General features: G+C 45.6%; 19 protein-coding genes and 3 pseudogenes. 11 read left to right on the top strand and 11 right to left on the bottom strand.

The annotated features are described in order from the left end of the window. A partial coding sequence (locus tag AC0IYG_RS13475) for an HAD family hydrolase (protein ID WP_471711566.1) occupies positions 1 to 494 on the bottom strand: 494 nt, incomplete at its 3' end. 187 nt (positions 495 to 681) lie between these two features. On the opposite strand from AC0IYG_RS13475, the gene AC0IYG_RS13470 reads away from it, so the two are divergent. Both AC0IYG_RS13470 and AC0IYG_RS13465 read left to right on the top strand, forming a co-directional pair. Beyond that, complete coding sequence (locus AC0IYG_RS13470) at positions 682 to 954, top strand: hypothetical protein (RefSeq protein ID WP_471711565.1); 273 nt, start codon at positions 682 to 684, stop codon at positions 952 to 954. Beyond that, complete coding sequence (locus tag AC0IYG_RS13465) at positions 911 to 1,579, top strand: EamA family transporter (protein WP_471711564.1); 669 nt, start codon at positions 911 to 913, stop codon at positions 1,577 to 1,579. Before AC0IYG_RS13470 ends, AC0IYG_RS13465 begins: the two co-directional genes overlap by 44 nt. Here the strand turns inward: AC0IYG_RS13465 and AC0IYG_RS13460 are convergent. Together AC0IYG_RS13460 and AC0IYG_RS13455 are read right to left on the bottom strand one after the other, a co-directional pair. Then, a complete protein-coding gene (locus AC0IYG_RS13460; protein ID WP_471711563.1) occupies positions 1,504 to 2,205 on the bottom strand; it encodes a class I SAM-dependent methyltransferase in 702 nt (233 codons plus the stop codon). The genes AC0IYG_RS13465 and AC0IYG_RS13460 overlap by 76 nt on opposite strands. Positions 2,206 to 2,213: 8 nt before the next feature. Then, entirely contained in the window at positions 2,214 to 3,137 is a 924-nt protein-coding gene (locus AC0IYG_RS13455) for a UbiA family prenyltransferase (protein WP_471711562.1), read from the bottom strand. Between the two features lie 148 nt (positions 3,138 to 3,285). On the opposite strand from AC0IYG_RS13455, the gene AC0IYG_RS13450 reads away from it, so the two are divergent. The 9 genes and pseudogenes from AC0IYG_RS13450 (at position 3,286) to AC0IYG_RS13410 (ending at position 9,324) form a co-directional block, all read left to right on the top strand. Continuing rightward, complete coding sequence (locus AC0IYG_RS13450; protein ID WP_471711561.1) at positions 3,286 to 3,816, top strand: hypothetical protein; 531 nt, start codon at positions 3,286 to 3,288, stop codon at positions 3,814 to 3,816. Positions 3,817 to 3,820: 4 nt separating this feature from the next. Then, the gene (locus AC0IYG_RS13445) at positions 3,821 to 4,399 is read left to right on the top strand and encodes a M20/M25/M40 family metallo-hydrolase (protein WP_471711560.1); all 579 of its coding nucleotides are present in this window, start codon (positions 3,821 to 3,823) and stop codon (positions 4,397 to 4,399) included. A 22-nt stretch (positions 4,400 to 4,421) separates the two neighbouring features. Next, the gene (locus AC0IYG_RS13440; protein WP_471711559.1) at positions 4,422 to 4,727 is read left to right on the top strand and encodes a M28 family peptidase; all 306 of its coding nucleotides are present in this window, start codon (positions 4,422 to 4,424) and stop codon (positions 4,725 to 4,727) included. After that, on the top strand, positions 4,708 to 4,839 hold the full coding sequence (locus AC0IYG_RS13435) for a hypothetical protein (protein ID WP_471711558.1): 132 nt from the start codon (positions 4,708 to 4,710) through the stop codon (positions 4,837 to 4,839). Before AC0IYG_RS13440 ends, AC0IYG_RS13435 begins: the two co-directional genes overlap by 20 nt. A gap of 73 nt (positions 4,840 to 4,912) precedes the next feature. After that, positions 4,913 to 6,304, top strand: a complete 1,392-nt coding sequence (locus AC0IYG_RS13430) for a leucyl aminopeptidase family protein (RefSeq protein ID WP_471711557.1) — start codon at positions 4,913 to 4,915, stop codon at positions 6,302 to 6,304. Positions 6,305 to 6,412: 108 nt separating this feature from the next. Next, positions 6,413 to 7,628: pseudogene (locus AC0IYG_RS13425) on the top strand (ATP-grasp domain-containing protein). Between the two features lie 24 nt (positions 7,629 to 7,652). After that, complete coding sequence (locus tag AC0IYG_RS13420; RefSeq protein WP_471711556.1) at positions 7,653 to 8,198, top strand: hypothetical protein; 546 nt, start codon at positions 7,653 to 7,655, stop codon at positions 8,196 to 8,198. 96 nt (positions 8,199 to 8,294) lie between these two features. After that, positions 8,295 to 9,125, top strand: a complete 831-nt coding sequence (locus AC0IYG_RS13415) for a PDDEXK nuclease domain-containing protein (protein ID WP_471711555.1) — start codon at positions 8,295 to 8,297, stop codon at positions 9,123 to 9,125. 4 nt (positions 9,126 to 9,129) lie between these two features. Beyond that, the gene (locus tag AC0IYG_RS13410; RefSeq protein WP_471711554.1) at positions 9,130 to 9,324 is read left to right on the top strand and encodes a hypothetical protein; all 195 of its coding nucleotides are present in this window, start codon (positions 9,130 to 9,132) and stop codon (positions 9,322 to 9,324) included. Here the strand turns inward: AC0IYG_RS13410 and AC0IYG_RS13405 are convergent. The 8 genes and pseudogenes from AC0IYG_RS13405 to AC0IYG_RS13370 all read right to left on the bottom strand — a co-directional run bounded on the left by AC0IYG_RS13405 (position 9,311) and on the right by AC0IYG_RS13370 (position 16,617). Beyond that, positions 9,311 to 9,745: a nuclear transport factor 2 family protein gene (locus AC0IYG_RS13405; protein WP_471711553.1), complete on the bottom strand. Its 435-nt coding sequence runs from the start codon at positions 9,743 to 9,745 to the stop codon at positions 9,311 to 9,313. The genes AC0IYG_RS13410 and AC0IYG_RS13405 overlap by 14 nt on opposite strands. A gap of 43 nt (positions 9,746 to 9,788) precedes the next feature. Further along, positions 9,789 to 11,069, bottom strand: a complete 1,281-nt coding sequence (locus tag AC0IYG_RS13400; RefSeq protein WP_471711552.1) for an MFS transporter — start codon at positions 11,067 to 11,069, stop codon at positions 9,789 to 9,791. Positions 11,070 to 11,119: 50 nt separating this feature from the next. Beyond that, on the bottom strand, positions 11,120 to 12,370 hold the full coding sequence (locus AC0IYG_RS13395; protein WP_471711551.1) for a tagaturonate reductase: 1,251 nt from the start codon (positions 12,368 to 12,370) through the stop codon (positions 11,120 to 11,122). Continuing rightward, positions 12,285 to 12,644 carry a hypothetical protein gene (locus tag AC0IYG_RS13390; protein WP_471711550.1) on the bottom strand — a complete coding sequence of 120 codons (360 nt, stop codon included), beginning with the start codon at positions 12,642 to 12,644 and terminating at the stop codon, positions 12,285 to 12,287. Before AC0IYG_RS13390 ends, AC0IYG_RS13395 begins: the two co-directional genes overlap by 86 nt. An 11-nt stretch (positions 12,645 to 12,655) precedes the next feature. Then, positions 12,656 to 14,495: pseudogene (locus AC0IYG_RS13385) on the bottom strand (glycoside hydrolase family 88 protein). 129 nt (positions 14,496 to 14,624) lie between these two features. Next, complete coding sequence (locus AC0IYG_RS13380; protein ID WP_471711549.1) at positions 14,625 to 14,969, bottom strand: cupin domain-containing protein; 345 nt, start codon at positions 14,967 to 14,969, stop codon at positions 14,625 to 14,627. 5 nt (positions 14,970 to 14,974) lie between these two features. Next, positions 14,975 to 15,805: a 5-dehydro-4-deoxy-D-glucuronate isomerase gene (gene kduI, locus AC0IYG_RS13375; RefSeq protein WP_471711548.1), complete on the bottom strand. Its 831-nt coding sequence runs from the start codon at positions 15,803 to 15,805 to the stop codon at positions 14,975 to 14,977. Positions 15,806 to 15,844: 39 nt separating this feature from the next. Next, positions 15,845 to 16,617, bottom strand: a pseudogene (locus AC0IYG_RS13370) (SDR family oxidoreductase). Positions 16,618 to 16,821: the final 204 nt, after the last annotated feature.

Genomic DNA, 16,821 nt, shown 5'->3' with positions numbered 1-16,821 from the left:
TGTTCACCTGGTTCATCGAAGCCGCCGATCTGTCGGCACGACCTAACTTGTCCGTTCTCTAGTTTTTCGCATTTATCGTGAAACGCTTTCGCGTTTTTAGTACGCCGCTTCATCAGGTGATCGATAAATTCCTGATCATCGTTTTCGACATAAGCCTTTTTCTTGCCGCAAATGATCGGATAAGTGTTCGGAATAGGCCGGGTAATTTCGATCAGCTTCCTGACAATGTCCTGATCCATCGCCTGAACGTGAATTTCTTCATCCTGAAACACGACGTAACTGCCATTTTCCGCAGCGAAAATTACTTCGTCTTTAACCTTTTCAAGCGCTTTCGCGAGATTGAAATACTGGCGTCCGCTGGCTGCCACAAAAATGACGCCGTGATCTTTTAGTTTTCGGAAAACGGGATAGAAGGATTCATTAATCTCATGTTTGGAATTTAAAAGCGTCCCGTCCATGTCCGTCGCCACCAGCCTGATATCGGAAAAAGTCATAAATTTTTTAAAATGTTCTTGCCTTAATCAAGCGAAATATATCTGCTTAAGGTTCCGATAATTTGCATTATTAAAGCATAAAAAGCTGAAAATCCAACGAATTACAATGTCTTCGAACCTGACAAAAGATTTTGCTGTTCCTTAAAAACATCATATTCACGCCTGATAGAAATACTATACCAGCTCCATGAAATTTTCGAAATACTATTTAGCAGCGTTCATTTCTTTTGTAATCTGGGGTTTTTTTAGTCTGGCTTTGAAGCCTTTGAAAGACTATGCTTCACTGGACATTCTGTTTTACCGCGTCTTCCTGTGTGCCGTGATCATGGCCGTGATCAGTCTTTTTGTCCGCATTAACGTGTTAAAAGACAACATTCGCCGCTTCCGCCAATTGCCAGCAAAAGAGAAAAGACGGGTTGGTAACGCTCACCATTTCGGGTGGTTTTTTACTGACGGCTAACTGGTTTTTCTTCATTTACGTCATGAATCACATCAGTGTGAAAGCGGCATCATTCGCATATCTGGTTTGCCCGATCATGACCACGGTGATTGCTTATTTCGTACTCGATGAGAAGTTGAGCAAATGGCAATGGGCCGCAGTTCTTTTGAGTGTATTAAGTTGTATGTTGCTGTCGTTCAGTAACATTGCGGACATTGCTTACAGTTTGATCGTAGCAGCTTCCTATGCATTCTATTTGGTTAGCCAGCGAAAAAATACGGGTTTCGACAAATTCGTCGTGCTTACTGTTCAAATCCTCTTTTCTGCACTGCTGCTGGCTCCGTTCTATCCGGTTTACAGCGAAGCGATCCCTACCGAATTTTCCTTTTACGCATTGATTTTCCTGATTGCCGTGCTGTTCACCATTGTGCCGCTTTACATGAATTTGTATGCATTGCAAGGCGTCACGTCGTCGACGATGGGAATTCTGTTGTATATCAATCCGCTGATGAATTTCGCGATTGCACTGCTCTATTTTCACGAGCCCATTAATGCGATTCAGGCGATTGCTTATTCCCTGATTTTGCTCTCAATCGTGATTTTTAATGAGCGTTTCATTTTCAGGAAGCGCGCCGCAATGGTATGATTTTCCGATAACCAAAAGACTGGATAAACCCGTGAAAGTGGAGGCTCCGTTAATAATGGAGCGTATCCGGCATTTTGAAAAAGCGGCCCCATATCCGGCAGTTTTCTGGCTTCAACATTGCATAGTGTTGCGAAAAACCAATACATGCTTTTTAACAGCATTTTCTGCCAAACGCCTTTCAGTTTCTTTTCAATGTGAAAGTCTACGAAAAGCCAGTTTCCGCCGGGCATAAGCATTGTGTCAAGTTTTGAGAAAACCGCTTCCGCTCTTTCCTGATTAAAGTTGTCAAACAAAAACGGTGTCATTATCGCATCAAATTGCTCATCAGACACGAAGTCTTCAATCGCTGAATGAACAAAAGAAACGCGATTTTTGCCGGTGTCCCGGTTCCTGGCCAGTGCGATCATTTTCTCCGAAATCTCGACATAAGTAATGCGTAATCCCATCGGATGAGCCTGGGCAAGCTCTTCCAGTATCCAGCCCGTGCCGCCGCCCACAATAAGGAGTTTGCAAGGCACTCGAAGCAACGGAAGCAAAGCTTTTTGGGAACGGACAATGGACTTTTGAAACACCAGCCGGCTGAGCACATCATAATTTCCTGCAATCCGGTCGTAGTTGTTTTTCATAAGAAAAGTTAAGCATGATGCGACTGCTCAAAAAGGATGCCCGTGATCCCGCAAATCGCTTTGACCAACAATAATCCATCAATTACAATGAGATAATAAAGGATTTTGCGGGGCTTATGCAATGAAAAAGCCACGACAAGCAGACAAATAAACGGGATCAGATTCAGCAAAACGGTAACCGGACTGAAATTGCGGTAAACAGCAAAAGTCAAAAAGGATAAAAGGCCGATCAGCAGCAGCGGAACAAGCACGTAATAAATTGTGCGCTGCAATCCGAACCGCACTGCAAATGTTTTAAGCTCAATGTTGGCGTCATCCTCATAATCTTTCATGTCAAACATGATCGCGTTTACCGTGCAAAACATCCAGTTTTTGATAAAAAGCCAAAGCATTAAGATAGGCTCAGTAACGGTAATCCCATGCTCGATCCGCAGCATCGTGATAGGGAAAAGATTAACACAACCCGCCCATACAAAGCCGATTACGAACGCTTTAAACCAACCCGTGCGCCTTAAATTGAATGAAATGATGGACTTGGGCAGCAGGCCATAATATAAAACAGCAGCCAAAGGAACGCTGGAAAGTGCAAGCCAGTAATAAAGCGGCAATTGCAGGATTTTGGAAAAATCTTTTACCAAAAACCACGATTCCAATGCAACACAAATGGCAAGAAAAAACCACTGACTGCCTTGTTCAAAGCGATAATGCTGCCTATACCACTCTGTGCGCGGATTTGGCGACGCAACATTGCTTACCGGGACGGAATATGCCTTGGTGTAGTAAAAGACAGTTGCGCTGAAAAGCAAAATATAATATGCTGGCGAATTGAGTGGCAAGTTGAGTTGAAATGCAGTTTCCAACGACAACGCAACGGCCAGCAGGCCCACGAAGTAATTGGCAAAAAACACAAATGACACCACCTTATTTACCATAAAACGCTTCGAAATCAGCTATCCTGCCTCAGATTACGTGCAATGAGACAATTGAAATATCAATTTAGAATTTTTCAAGACCGTATTTAAAGCCTCGTGGCTATTTCCTACATTAGGAAACAGATCAATTTCTAAACCGAACACTTACATGAAAAGAATCTCCTCACTTTTACTATTGTTATTTGCTATACAAATTCAAATAGCATTTGGCCAAAGCAAAGATCCGGTTGTTGAAAACATTGTTAAAGAAGCAACGGAAAACTCACAACTGGAAAAACTGGCGCATGAATTAATGGATGTCATCGGTCCAAGACTGGTTGGCTCGCCACAAATGATGCAGGCGCATGAATGGGCCGTTACAAAATACAAAGGCTGGAATATCACGGCCAAAAATGAAAAATGGGGTGAGTGGCGCGGATGGGAACGCGGCGTTTCACACATTGATATGGTCGCGCCGAGGGTGAAATCTTTGGAAGGAATGCAGCTTGCGTGGAGCCCGGGAACTGGCGGAAAAACTGTTACAGCTGACGTAATTATCCTTCCTGATGTTGCAGATTCTGTCGCTTTTCAAAAGTGGCTTCCGAGTGCAAAAGGCAAATTTGTAATGATCAGCATGAACCAGCCAACGGGCCGCCCGGATTATAACTGGCAGGAGTTTGGTACGAAAAGAGTCTTTTGAGAAAATGAAAAAAGACCGCGATGCACAGACCGAAGCATGGACTAACCGCGTGAAAAAAACAGGTTATACAGCACGAACGTTGCCTGTTGCATTGGAAAAAGCGGGCGCGGCAGGTGTGGTAATGTCTTATTGGTCAAAAGGTTTTGGAGCAAATAAGATTTTTGGCGCTTACACGAAAACCGTTCCCACAGTCGATATTTCGTTGGAAGATTACGGCTTGCTATATCGCTTGTCAGAATCAGGGCACACGCCGAAAATCAGCGTGCGTGCGGATGCGAAGGAAACGGGCATTAGCCAGACATTCAACACAATAGGTGAGATCAAAGGCTCGGAAAAGCCTAATGAATATGTGATTCTTTCAGCGCATTTTGATTCCTGGGACGGCGGAACCGGTGCAACAGATAACGGAACGGGGACCATTGTGATGATGGAAGCCATGCGGATCCTCAAAAAAGTTTATCCAAATCCGAAAAGAACGATTCTTGTCGGACATTGGGGAAGCGAGGAGCAAGGACTGAACGGTTCACGCTCATTTGTAGAAGACCATCCTGAAATCGTGCAGAAACATTCAGGCCCTTTTTAATCAGGATAATGGAACGGGAAGGGTGATCAATCTCTCAGGACAAGGCTTTTTGAATTCTTACGAATATCTGAGCCGCTGGCTTTCCAAAGTGCCGGAAACAATCAAAGCGCCTATCGAATCCAAATTTCCGGGAACGCCGGGTGCAGGCGGTTCTGATTTCGCTTCGTTTGTGGCGGCAGGTGCGCCGGCCTTTTCACTAAGCTCGCTGAACTGGTCTTACGGAACATATACGTGGCACACCAATCGCGACACTTATGACAATAATTGTCTTCGACGATGTGCGCAGCAATGCCATTCTCGCAGCAATTATGGCTTATCAGGCCAGTGAAGACCCCGACAAAACTTCCCGCGAAAAAAGCATCTTGCCGCTTAATGCAAAAGGCGAACCGACAGCCTGGCCGGAACCCAGAAAGGCAACGCGACGCGGCGGGCTGGACTGATTTTTATCATCGCATTTTTATTCAAAGCAAAGACCTATATTGTCTTTGCTTTTTTATTTTACTCTAAAAAACAATGTTAGTAAAACAAATCTGGGAGCCACAGAAAGATGTTTTGACCATCCGTCCATTTGAGGATGGCGCACAACCCGATAGCGAAGGAATGTTCGATGCGGAAAAGGGCGAAATGTGGTGGCCAACAACGAAAGAGCTTTGGATCGGCTTGGGTAAATCACCTAAACTGCCGTCGATTATCAAGATTTTTCGCTCGGTTTTTTTTAAACGTAAACACCGTTGGCCTAATGACATTGTCCTGGACGCGAGAGGCCGGGGAAACGAATGGATTGAGAATGCTGTAAATGGTATCATTCTGGGTGGTTATAACATTCAGCTTTACAAAACCGAATCACAGCCTTTCAGCACATTCTTTGAGAACGGAACGCTGTCGGTTTTAACAGAAAAGCATTCACCGGAAACAGACCGGTCGCTGGAAGTTGCGCAGAAAACTGCATGGGTGCAGATCCGTGTCATGAACCTCATGAATGCGCCTGCCAACTTTAAAAATCCGGCAATGCTGGGCGAATGGGCAAAGGATTCGGGAGCAGAAAACGGCTATAAGGTCACAACATTTGATAAAAACGATCTGGAAACGATGGGCATGCATGCTTTGCTGGCTGTCAGCAAGGGAAGTGAAGCGCCTCCGGTTATGATCGTGACAGAATATGTGCCGGAGCATTATACCAAAACGGTTGCGCTGGTCGGCAAAGGTGTAACATTCGATACGGGCGGAATTTCGATCAAAACTTCCGCGAATATGCATTTGATGAAGAGTGATATGGGCGGCGCTGCTGCGGTTTTGGGTGCTGTGGAGCTTGCAGCGCAATTGAAACTGCCGGTCCGGGTCATCGGTGTAATTCCTTCAACTGAAAATAGCGTCGACGGACTTTCCATGAAGCCCGGCGATGTGATTGGTTCGTATTCCGGTAAGAACATTGAGGTGATCGATACGGATGCGGAAGGAAGGCTTATTCTCGCGGACGGGCTCAGTTATGCGGTTCGGGAATTTAAGCCCGATGTGGTCGTTGACCTCGCGACGCTCACCGGCAGCATTATCCAGACGCTCGGCTACGACGCCGCAGGCCTTTTTACACCCAATGACGAGCTGGCCGCTGCTTTGGCGCAAGCTGGCGAACAAACAGGTGAGAGGTTATGGCGCCTGCCGATCTGGGATTCATACAAAGAGGAGATCGCTTCCGACATTGCGGACCTGAAAAATTACCACGGAAAGCCCTTAGCCGGTGCCATTGTAGCAGCAAAATTCCTTGAAGTGTTTACGGACGAGCATCAGGCTTGGGCGCATCTGGACATTGCTGGAACGGCATTCGGGGACACGGAATTTGCGCCCGGAAGGGCCGGCACAGCTTATGGCGTCCGCCTTTTACGCAATTATTTGACAACGTTAATTTAAATAGTCCTTCCCTTGCCAAATTGGTTCTTTTTGCTAGATTTGGAAAAGCAAGTTTTGTGGTTATCGTTCAAAATTTGTGTCAGCTAGTTCCCACAAAAAGCAAAAATTATGGCCCAAACGCTTACATTTCTTTGCATCTCAACGTATTTCAAGGGTAACGATTTTCTTAGGGCCTGCAAAGACGCTGGTAACACGGTGTTTTTGATCACAGCCAAAAAATTGGAATACAAGCCGTGGGCCAGGGAAGCTGTGGATGAGTCTTTCTACATTCAGGAAGGAGAGGATGGGACATACAACATGAACGAAATCATCAACGGCCTCGCGTATGTGATGCGCAGCCGTCCAATCGACCGCGTGGTGGCACTGGATGATTTTGATGTGGAAAAGGCGGCTCATATCCGCGAATATTTCCGGATTCCGGGCATGGGACAAACGACGGGCAGATATTTCCGTGATAAACTCGCCATGCGAACGAAAGCCGCTGAATCGGGCATTTTGGTTCCAGGGTTTTCGTCCTTGTTCAATGATGAAGCAATAAATCAGTTTATAGACAAATATCCTGGTCCCTGGATGATCAAACCGAGGTCGGAGGCTTCAGCGACGGGCATTAAAGAAGATGCATGATGCTGCCGAGTTATGGGAAACCATTCACCAGCTCGGCGACAAGCGCCATGCTTATCTTGTGGAGCAGTACAAGCCCGGGAATGTCTATCACGTGGATTCGATTTCATACAATGGTCGTGTGATATTTTCCTGGAACAGCAAATATCTCGCGCCGCCATTTGATGTAGCGCACGGCGGAGGCATTTTCAGATCGGTTACTGTGCCATTTGACTCAGCCGAGGAACATGCTTTGGAAACATTGGCAATCGATCTTTTGAAAGCATTTGGCTTGAAACACAGTGCTTCACATACGGAAGTGATCCGTTGTCACGACGATGGGAAATATTATTTCCTTGAAACTTCTTCCCGGGTCGGGGGCGCAAACCTGTCCGAAATGGTGGAGGCGGCTTCGGGAATCAATCTTTGGAAGGAATGGGCGCGGATGGAGACTGCGGAGGCAAAAGGTGATAATTACAAGTTGCCGCCGGTGCGTCAGGATTATTCGGGCATTATTATTTCACTGGCGCGCTTCGAGTGGCCTGATTTATCTGTTTTCAATGATCCGGAAATCGTCTGGCGGATGGAGGAGCCTTATCACGTGGGGCTCGTGGTGCGTTCCAAATCCAGGGATCGCGTCATAGAATTACTGAATAAATATGCTGAAATTATTCAGTCAGAATATCACGCGTCGGCGCCTGCGCAGGACAAGCCTACGCATTGAAAAGTAATCTAACCAGCTCACATTATGCACAATTTTACAAAGTCACTATGCATCGTTCTTTTGCTTATCCTGGCATTTGCCGGTTGTAAAGATGACAAGGAAATTGAGCCCAAAAATGCATTAATGCATAATGGAAGAGAGTTTGAGCTTTCAAAAGGGCTGCTGATCGATTTTGGTAAATATCCGAGTGGCGAAAGCAGTCAGACATTGTTTTTATCATCGGAAGGCGTTATAGTCCGCGAAGCGGCCGGTCACATTGATTCAATCTATGGCGTTGGAACAGGCATTTATTTCAAGCTTGTAAGTGCAACGGAAAACGGAATGGACGTAGGCCAATACACATTCGATAATGACTTCACAATAGAAGCAACCACTTTTTTCGATTCCTACGTAGTCTTCAACGGCGACTTCGCCACGGAAGAAGGCGAATATTACGAGCTGAAAGAAGGCAAGCTCACAGCCAAAAAGGAGGGCTCCAACTACATTATCAACATCGACTGCATCGAGCGCAACGGCAAACACGTCACGTGTTACTACAAAGGTCCGCTGACTTTTTACAATGAAAAATAATTTGAAGTTTTTTTGAAAAACCTGTGACCTGATTCTGATCGGGACGTCTAAATGAGAAATGTCAGCTTTATAACCTCATTTTCATTTAGACCTATCATGACAAAACAATCAGAAAGTGCACAGTTATTCTCGTCCGTAAAGCAACTTATTGAACAAAGTAAGCAACAGATTGCTATTTCTGTCAACGCAACGATGAGCACGCTTTATTGGCAAATCGGTAAAAAGATTAATGAAGAGATCCTCCAAAACAGCCGCGCTGAATATGGCAAACAAATTGTCGCTACACTGTCGCGACAATTAACCATTGACTATGGCGATTCGTTTTCAGAAAAGAATTTGAGAAGAATGGTGCAGTTCGCAGAATCGTTTCCAGATCAGGCAAAGGTTGTTAATTTAACGAGGCAGCTGAGTTGGTCTCATATAAAAGAACTAATCCCGATATCAGATCACTTAAAGCGTGAGTTTTATATCCGACTTTGTATCCATGAGCATTGGACTGTCAGAACTTTCCGCGAACGCATCAAATCCATGCTCTACGAGCGGACTGCCATCAGCAAGAAACCTGAGCAAACGATCATTAACGATCTGAATCTGCTTAAAAATGAACAAAAGCTGAATCCCGACCTCGTTTTTCGCGATCCATATTTTCTTGATTTCCTGGGTTTGAAAGATGCTTATTCAGAGAAAGATCTGGAAACATCCATCATTGTTGAGCTGCAAAAATTCATTACAGAAATGGGCACCGACTTCGCTTTTCTAGCCCGGCAGAAAAGGATTACTGTTGATAACAGCGACTACTTCATAGACTTGTTATTCTATCACAGAAGGTTGAAATGTCTTGTCGCCATTGATTTGAAAATGGGCGCTTTTCAGGCGGCATATAAAGGTCAAATGGAGCTGTATTTGCGTTTCCTTCGAAAAATATGAACAAGTGGAAGGCGAGAATGCACCGATTGGCTTGATCCTTTGCACGGGTAAAAATGCCGAGCACGTTGAGCTGATGCAGCTGGATAAGAGCAACATTCGCGTTGCCGATTATCTTACGGAGTTGCCTTCGCAGGCTATTTTGCAAGATAAATTACACCGTGCTGTAGAGATCGCCAAGCAAAAACTTACATCAGCTTAAATGCCTGACGGCCCAGCAAAAGCCATTCTCCTTTAATTTTTTGCCAAACCATGAAGACACCGAGCCTGACAGGAGCGGGGTCTTTACCCTTGTTATGCGTATCGCCGATCAGCTTGTGCCGAACGACTGCCACGTCGCCGGAAATTGTAATGGTTTGTTCGGAAAGATCGATTTTAGTGAAATTCGACTCGTCACTTACCAGCGCGCGTATAAACTCTTTCCTATCTTCAAGCAGGCCGTTTGAATGTCCGTAAGTGAGTGACGGCGAAGTTAGTTTTGTAAGATTTTCTTCGGTAGGCTCCAAGATCGCGGAACGAAGCTTTTCAACGGCAGCCGCCACGGCTTTTTCATCGTTGCTTTGAGCAAATGCGAGCACATTACCAAGCAAAAGGAATGCAGCCAATAAAAGTGTCTTTTTCATTTGTAAAAATTACTGTGTTAAAAGAATGTTGTTACAGCTTTGGCTAAATATCCACCCGATTCATTTTTGGTGCAAACAAGTGCATTACACCCCAGGCAAGCAGATAAGCAAAGCCGCAAATTGTAAAAATGAGATTGTAACCACCGCCAATATTGCCTGCTGCTTTGTAATTATCAAGGATTATCCCAACCAAAAGCGGAAAAAGAATGCCGCCTACTGATCCCGCCATGCCGCCGATCCCCACAACCGAGCTCACCGCTTTCTTAGGAAACATATCGGAAGCAGTTGTGAAAATGTTGGCGCTCCAAGCCTGGTGCGCGGCTGCTGCAAGACTGATCAGGATAACCGCTTGCCAGATATTGGTCGTGTATTGCGCCAGCATAATGGGCGTGACAAGGAATGCGAAAATGAGCATTGATGTTTTACGCGCACGGAAAACGGGCCAGCCTTTTTTGATAAAATAACCTGAAAGATAACCGCCTCCAATGCTTCCAATAGTCGTTGCGGTGTAAACGATCACAAGCTCGGGACTTGGTTTGGAAAGATTCAGTTTGAATGCTTCGGCGAAGTAGGAGGGAAGCCAGTAGAGGAAAAACCACCAAATGGGATCGGTTAGCATTTTGCCAAAAACGAAGGCCCACGTTTGTCTTACCTTGAACAAATCGAGCCATTTAACAGGCGCTTCCTTGCTCGTATCCGGCTCATTATCACTATGAATGTAGTCAAATTCCGACTGGCTGATGCGTTGCTGCTTTGCTGGCACTTCATAATAGCGAAACCAGAAAAACAGCCAGATAAAACCAATTGCTCCGGTGATCAGAAACGCTTCCTGCCAGCCATATGCACCTAAAATCCACGGAACCATGATCGGAGCGACAACCGCGCCAATGTTAGCGCCGGAGTTGAAAATGCCAGTCGCCAATGCACGCTCTTTTTTGGGAAACCACTCAGCCGTTGCCTTGATAGCAACCGGAAAGTTACCCGCTTCGCCCAGGCCGAGCAATGCGCGCATAAGACCAAAACTGAATGTGCCCGTCGCGACGGCATGCAGCATGGCCGCAATGCTCCATACGACAACCGAAATGGTGTAACCCATTTTCGTTCCGATCTTGTCAATGATAGCCCCGAAACCGATCAGCGAAATTGCATAAGCCGTTTGAAAGGCCATTACAATGTGGCTGAAATCAGATTCCGACCATCCAAAATCGGCCTCCAATGTGGGCTTCAAGAGACCCAGGACCTGCCTGTCCAGATAGTTGATCGTTGTTGCGCAAAAAAGCAGGGCGACAACCCGCCACCTGTACTTGGTCATTTGGTTCTCCATGGGAGGATTTTAGATTTAATTTGGCTGCTTTAACGAGATTTTTTAACCATTTAAGCGTATTCCAATTTGCCCAAAAACGCTTTGAGTGTCTCAGACGCGCCGTTTTCTTTCAATGATTCAAGATAGCTGACGACGTTTTTATGGACTTCCTCTGATTTTGAAAGATCTTTTTGCCAGATCGACTGATCTTTGAGTATGGATTTCACCATTTCGGACAAAGAACCCATTTGCCATTTTTGATAGAAATAGGCTGCTTTCTGATCCTGAATGTGATAATGCTGCCCATTTGCGAAGCCATAATATTGATCGCCGTCTTTTCTAACTGCTTTCATGAAAAATACGTAAGCTGCAATGCCAAAAGTGATGCGATCGGGAAATGTCCCTTGCGTTTGCTGATATTTCATAAAAACCGGCATGACTCGGGAAAGCATTTTCGCAGAATAATTTTGACTGATATTGAGCCACTTGTGCTTAATATGCGGATTTTGGAACCGTTCAATAACGTTCTGGCTGAACTTCAAAGCTTTGTCGGACGACACGGGATAGGGAATGGCCGCTGCGATCTCCACTTCCATCAAATTGGTCAGATAAGCATTGAAAAGCTGATTTTGCATGGCTTCAAAAACGGTGCTGAAACCGCACAAATGTGCTAGCCCGCAACCTAATGTATGTGCGCCATTCAGCAGCCTTAGCTTCAATTCCCTGTAAATTTCAATGTCCGGCTCAATGATCAAACCTTTGTCAATTCCATAAAAAGTCAGCTTTTTACGAATGTTCGCGTCGCCTTCAATTGCCCAAAGATGATAATGTTCGGTGGTGATTAGCAGATCGTCCTGGTAACCGAGTTCGGCATTCAATAATTTTAAAGCTGACTCATCCGGTTTTCCGGGCACGATTCTGTCCACCAGTGAGTTACAAAACGAATTGTGGTTTTCCAGCCAATCTATAAATGCTGCTTCCAGGCCATTCCTGTGCGCGAGTTCGAGCACGATTGCTTCCAGTTTTTTCCCATTATCGGTGATCAGCTCGGTCGGGATGACGACCACGCCGTAGTCGGGATTTCCTGCAAATGCAACATAACGGGCATATAAGAACGCAAGTAATTTTCCGGGAAACGAGACGGGCGGCCATTGGTAAATATCATCGACAACCAACTGAATGCCAACCTCCGTTGTGTTTGAAATAACAATGCTGATCGCAGGATTTTTGGCGAGATCAGAGCACGAGCGACCATTGTGTTTTGGCAGACAAAACCCTGCTGATTCCAGAAGAAATGATGTTTTCTTCTGCCACTTTCCCATTCTTACTGCCACGGACGCAGATCGTGTAAAGGTTGTCCTGCCGCTCAAATGCTTTTAAATCGCCGTCTTCCGTAGATTTCACGACTACAATGCGACCGTTGAAAACGCCTTCCCGGTTGGCTTTATCAATAAAATAATCAGCAAGTCCTCTCAAAAAAGCCCCAGTGCCAAATTGCAGCACTTTTTCGGGTAATTGAAAAATGGTATCGTCGGGCACAACCAGCCCCGGCTGATTTCTTAGCTGACCAAGATTTTCACGAAAAAGACGCCCCATAGCATTCGGTTTTACTTTTTGACAACCTGTTTTAACAACCACTCGGCAAGATCTTTTCCGGCTTCAAAATTCTCAAAGCTCGTGTTAATCCTGCGTCCATCCACATATTCATTATAAAGCCACGGATCGCCGACGGCGAACACGGTCCCTTTTCCATATTTGGTTATTCCAAAAATAATGTCTCCCTGATCGGTGAGTGCAGATTTAGCCGAACCCGACAGTAGGAGCGGTGACAGTTCTTTGATATAAATCTTGTTAGCAGTCTTGAAAATGCTTTTGCTTTCTGCGGGAATCATCAATTTGCCTTGCTCGAATTGCGTTCCCTGCACCATATTGCGGTTTTTATTGCTAAACTCTATGCCGAATTTGGCAGCAAGCTCATTGAAATGCTTGATCTCACAGTTCGCAGTGTCATTGGCCATCATGACCAGCACGCCGCCCGCCTTCACCCAACGCTCGATCGCATTAATGTCATTTGGCTGAATAAAATCAGGAGTTGGCGTCTCTTTTTTCGTATCTGGATCAACGATAATGTAGACGTCGATTCCCTTGAGGCTTTCCGCGGTTGGCGCACCATTGATAGCAACCGTCTGAGCGCCCAGTTCGCGAAATGTATTGCCCCAAAGCCAGAATCCTGAATGCAGTTTGTCTTCCCAGGTGTAATGAAAGGGCTCATTGGTGCCGTCCGGCTGCTTTTTGAACTCGTGATTGAAATGATAATCGAGTCCGACTTTCTTATTTTTGCCAACCGCATTCTCCGCCGCAATCTCCATTTCAATGCTCGCAAAAATAAACGGCCCGACTCCTTTCAAGTCATTTTTCCGGATGGGTTCGCTCGAGATAATACGCATAACTTCCGTCCCGGTAAGGTGTTCCGCCCAGCCCGCCAACGCTGACAGTTTTGTTCAGGCTAAGCAGTCCATCGGATTCTTTTTCGACAAATTGCTTCAAGGCTCCTGCATAACCGCGTTTCGCATTGGATGCAAATGATTCGTTAATGTAACCCATTCTGGACGCTTTCGCGAGCGCATATATGAACATGCACGAGGCCGAAGATTCAAAATAATTTCCTTCCCTATTTCCCTGGTCGATCACCTGATACCAAAGCCCGGATTCCTTGTCCTGATATTTGGCCAGCACCGGCGCTAATCTTTGCAGATATTGGATTAGTTCAATTCGTTTAGGATGGTCTTTTGGGAAATACTCAAGCACATCGACCAAAGCAATGGCATACCAGCCAATCGCGCGTGCCCAAAAATTGGGTGAGCGACCTGTTTTCTTGTCCGCCCATTTTTGCTCACGGCTTTCATCATACGCATGATAAATAAGCCCCGTTTTTTCATCAACTGCATACTTTTCAATCAAAGCAAATTGATTAGCGATGTCGTCAAAATGTTCGGGGTGTTTAAAGAGTAAGCTGTATTCCGCAGCGAAAGGTTCGCCCATGAAAAGGCCATCCAGCCACATTTGATATGGATAGCGTTTTTTGTGCCAGTAACCACCTTCTTTGGTGCGTGGCTGCTCAGATAATTGCTTCCAGAGCAGATCTGCCGCCTTTTTGTATTTTTCCTTATCTGGTAATGTTTGTTGATGAAGTGTAAGAAGTGCTCTTCCGGGTGGAATGTTGTCAATGTTGAAATCTTCAAATTTGTAAGTTCTGATGTTGCCGTCTTTGTCAACATACTGATCAATGTCTTTTTTGATATAGTCAAAATACTTTCCTTCGCCCGTCCTTAGCCAGACTTTTTCAATGGCTTTCAGCATGAGTCCCTGCTCATAATCCCAGCGTGTAAATTTGTTTTTACCAACTAAAATAGAGTCCTTATGTCGTGCCATAAAGGAATCCGTCATCTGCCGGGAAAGGGGAATGTCTTGTGCCAGCGCGCGCACGCCAGCAAGCAGCGCGACGAAGAAAAATACAATGTGTTTAATACGCATCAGCGATCTTTGATCAGTAGAAATAAAGCATTGCAACGTCGGTCATTTCACGAAATCCGCCCGCATAGGATTGAAAATATCAACCAAAAGACCAGCTTCCAGGCATAATGCGCCATGCACTACATCCGGCGGAATGTAGTACGCGTCGCCGCCTTTCAAAATCCCCTTCTTTTCACCAATTGTAATTTCAAATTCCCCGCTTTCGACATAACTCATTTGGGTATGAAAATGGCTGTGCAATGCACCAATGCCGCCTTTTTCGAAAGCGACTTTCACCATCATCAGCTTATCATCATAAGCCATGATCTTGCGTTTCAGCCCGCCGCCAAGCTCCTCCCAAGGAATTTCCGCATCGTCGATAAACTGCTTTTCTTTTACGTCTGTCATGGTTGCTATTTTAAGTCGCTGATCGCAACGGGGTCCATATCTGTGTAATCGCTGTTTTCACCGGCCATGCCCCAGATGAATGAATAACTCGAAGTGCCGCAGCCGGAGTGGATCGACCAGGGCGGTGAAATGATCGCCTGTCGGTTCGAAAGCCAGAGGTGACGTGTTTCTGATGGCTCGCCCATTAAATGCAAAACACGCTGATTTTCAGGAACGTCGAAGTAGCAATAAGCCTCCATTCGTCTGTCGTGAACGTGTGCGGGCATCGTGTTCCACACGCTTCCTGTGTTCAAAACAGTGAGTCCCATGACGAGTTGCGCACTTTGGATTCCGCTTGCGTGAATGTATTTGTAAATCGTCCTGTGATTAGAAGTTTCCATGCTGCCCATGGTTGTTGGTGCAGCGTCTTCTTTTGTAAACAGCCTGGCAGGAAATGAGGCGTGTGCGGGAGAAGATAAAAGGTAAAGAACGGCCGGATCAGCGGCATTATTACTCGCGAAAGTGACTTCTTTCGTTCCTTTGCCAATGTAAACGCAGCCCAGCTTGCTGATTTCAAAGCTGTCATTTTCTGTTTTGACCACGCCTTTTCCACCAATATTAATGATGCCGATTTCCCTTCTTTCCAAAAAGTAGGACGCTTTCAGCGAATCATATGTTTCCAGTTTCAGCTCATTATTCACCGGAATTGCCCCGCCTATCATCACACGGTCGTAATGCGAGTAGACGAAGCTTACTTTATCGTTTTCAAAAATATTTTCAATCAAAAAATTAGCTCGCAAATCTGCTGTATTCATTTGCGACACTTCCTTGCGGCTACTTTCAAATCTTATTTCCATGAATTGATTATTAGCTTGTTAATGACGATTTTGGATGGCCTATCTGCCCATCCATCCGCCGTCGACTGTTAAAATTGTGCCATTTACATAGCTCGAAGCGTCCGAAGCGAGGAACACGGCCGGGCCTTTAAAATCTTCGGGCATGCCCCATCTTCCTGCCGGAATTCGGTCTAAAATGGACTTGCTTCTGACAGGGTCATTACGCAACGCCTCCGTGTTGTCCGTGTTGATGTAACCTGGCGCAGATTCCGTTTACATTGACGCCTTTTCCAGCCCATTCGTTTGCCAATGCTTTTACCAGACCGCCTATGGCACTTTTGGAAGCCGTGTAACCGGGCACATTGATGCCGCCTTGGAAAGTGAGGAGCGAAGCCGTGAAAATGATCTTGCCATATCCTCTTTCAATCATTTCTTTACCAAATTCCCTTGATAAAATATATGGGGCGTCAAGGTTAATATTGAGCACTTTATCCCAATATTCATCCGAATGCGTCGCTGCCGGCTCGCGCAAGATAACGCCCGCATTATTGATTAGAATGTCGACCTGCTGATACGCTGATTTTACTTCTGCAATAAAAGCATACAAACTTTCCCGGTCGCCGAGGTTCGCTTGAAAGGCACGGAATTTGCTTCCTGCCGCCTCAACTGATTTTTGAATGTCGCTGTTTTTCCGGAATCGGGGAGGAAGAAACGCCGATAATGTCCGCGCCGGCTTCGGCAAGCGCCTCGGCCATGGCCTTTCCGATGCCGCGATTGTAGCCGGTGATCAATGCGGTTTTACCGGTCAGGTCAAATAATTTAATTGTACTCATTAACAGATTGGCAAATTGTGTTATTCGGGGTATACCCTAAAAAAAGCGTCGATCTTTATGGACCTTGGCTGACGGCAGTTTAGGTTGAATAACTAGAACTATCAAATAATAGATTGTCTTTTTTTGTGCAATCGTTATCGGGAACGTTATCAGTTGAAGGGCGGCGGTAAACAAATGTTGATCTGTTTCAATATTCGTGTCTAT

The organism is Dyadobacter sp. AC419, from assembly GCF_979253085.1.
The sequence above is the reverse complement of the archived record's forward strand: the minus strand, read 5'-3'. Positions and strand labels throughout refer to the sequence as shown.

Bases quoted from the DNA above. Each gene is read 5' to 3' on its own strand.
- AC0IYG_RS13470 (WP_471711565.1), top strand. From the start codon at position 682: ATGAAATTTTCGAAATACTATTTAGCAGCGTTCATTTCTTTTGTAATC.
- AC0IYG_RS13460 (WP_471711563.1), bottom strand. From the start codon at position 2,205: ATGAAAAACAACTACGACCGGATTGCAGGAAATTATGATGTGCTCAGC.
- AC0IYG_RS13455 (WP_471711562.1), bottom strand. From the start codon at position 3,137: ATGGTAAATAAGGTGGTGTCATTTGTGTTTTTTGCCAATTACTTCGTG.
- AC0IYG_RS13450 (WP_471711561.1), top strand. From the start codon at position 3,286: ATGAAAAGAATCTCCTCACTTTTACTATTGTTATTTGCTATACAAATT.
- AC0IYG_RS13445 (WP_471711560.1), top strand. From the start codon at position 3,821: ATGAAAAAAGACCGCGATGCACAGACCGAAGCATGGACTAACCGCGTG.
- AC0IYG_RS13435 (WP_471711558.1), top strand. From the start codon at position 4,708: ATGGCTTATCAGGCCAGTGAAGACCCCGACAAAACTTCCCGCGAAAAA.
- AC0IYG_RS13430 (WP_471711557.1), top strand. From the start codon at position 4,913: ATGTTAGTAAAACAAATCTGGGAGCCACAGAAAGATGTTTTGACCATC.
- AC0IYG_RS13420 (WP_471711556.1), top strand. From the start codon at position 7,653: ATGCACAATTTTACAAAGTCACTATGCATCGTTCTTTTGCTTATCCTG.
- AC0IYG_RS13415 (WP_471711555.1), top strand. From the start codon at position 8,295: ATGACAAAACAATCAGAAAGTGCACAGTTATTCTCGTCCGTAAAGCAA.
- AC0IYG_RS13405 (WP_471711553.1), bottom strand. From the start codon at position 9,745: ATGAAAAAGACACTTTTATTGGCTGCATTCCTTTTGCTTGGTAATGTG.
- AC0IYG_RS13400 (WP_471711552.1), bottom strand. From the start codon at position 11,069: ATGGAGAACCAAATGACCAAGTACAGGTGGCGGGTTGTCGCCCTGCTT.
- AC0IYG_RS13395 (WP_471711551.1), bottom strand. From the start codon at position 12,370: ATGGGAAAGTGGCAGAAGAAAACATCATTTCTTCTGGAATCAGCAGGG.
- AC0IYG_RS13390 (WP_471711550.1), bottom strand. From the start codon at position 12,644: ATGGGGCGTCTTTTTCGTGAAAATCTTGGTCAGCTAAGAAATCAGCCG.
- AC0IYG_RS13380 (WP_471711549.1), bottom strand. From the start codon at position 14,969: ATGACAGACGTAAAAGAAAAGCAGTTTATCGACGATGCGGAAATTCCT.
- kduI (WP_471711548.1), bottom strand. From the start codon at position 15,805: ATGGAAATAAGATTTGAAAGTAGCCGCAAGGAAGTGTCGCAAATGAAT.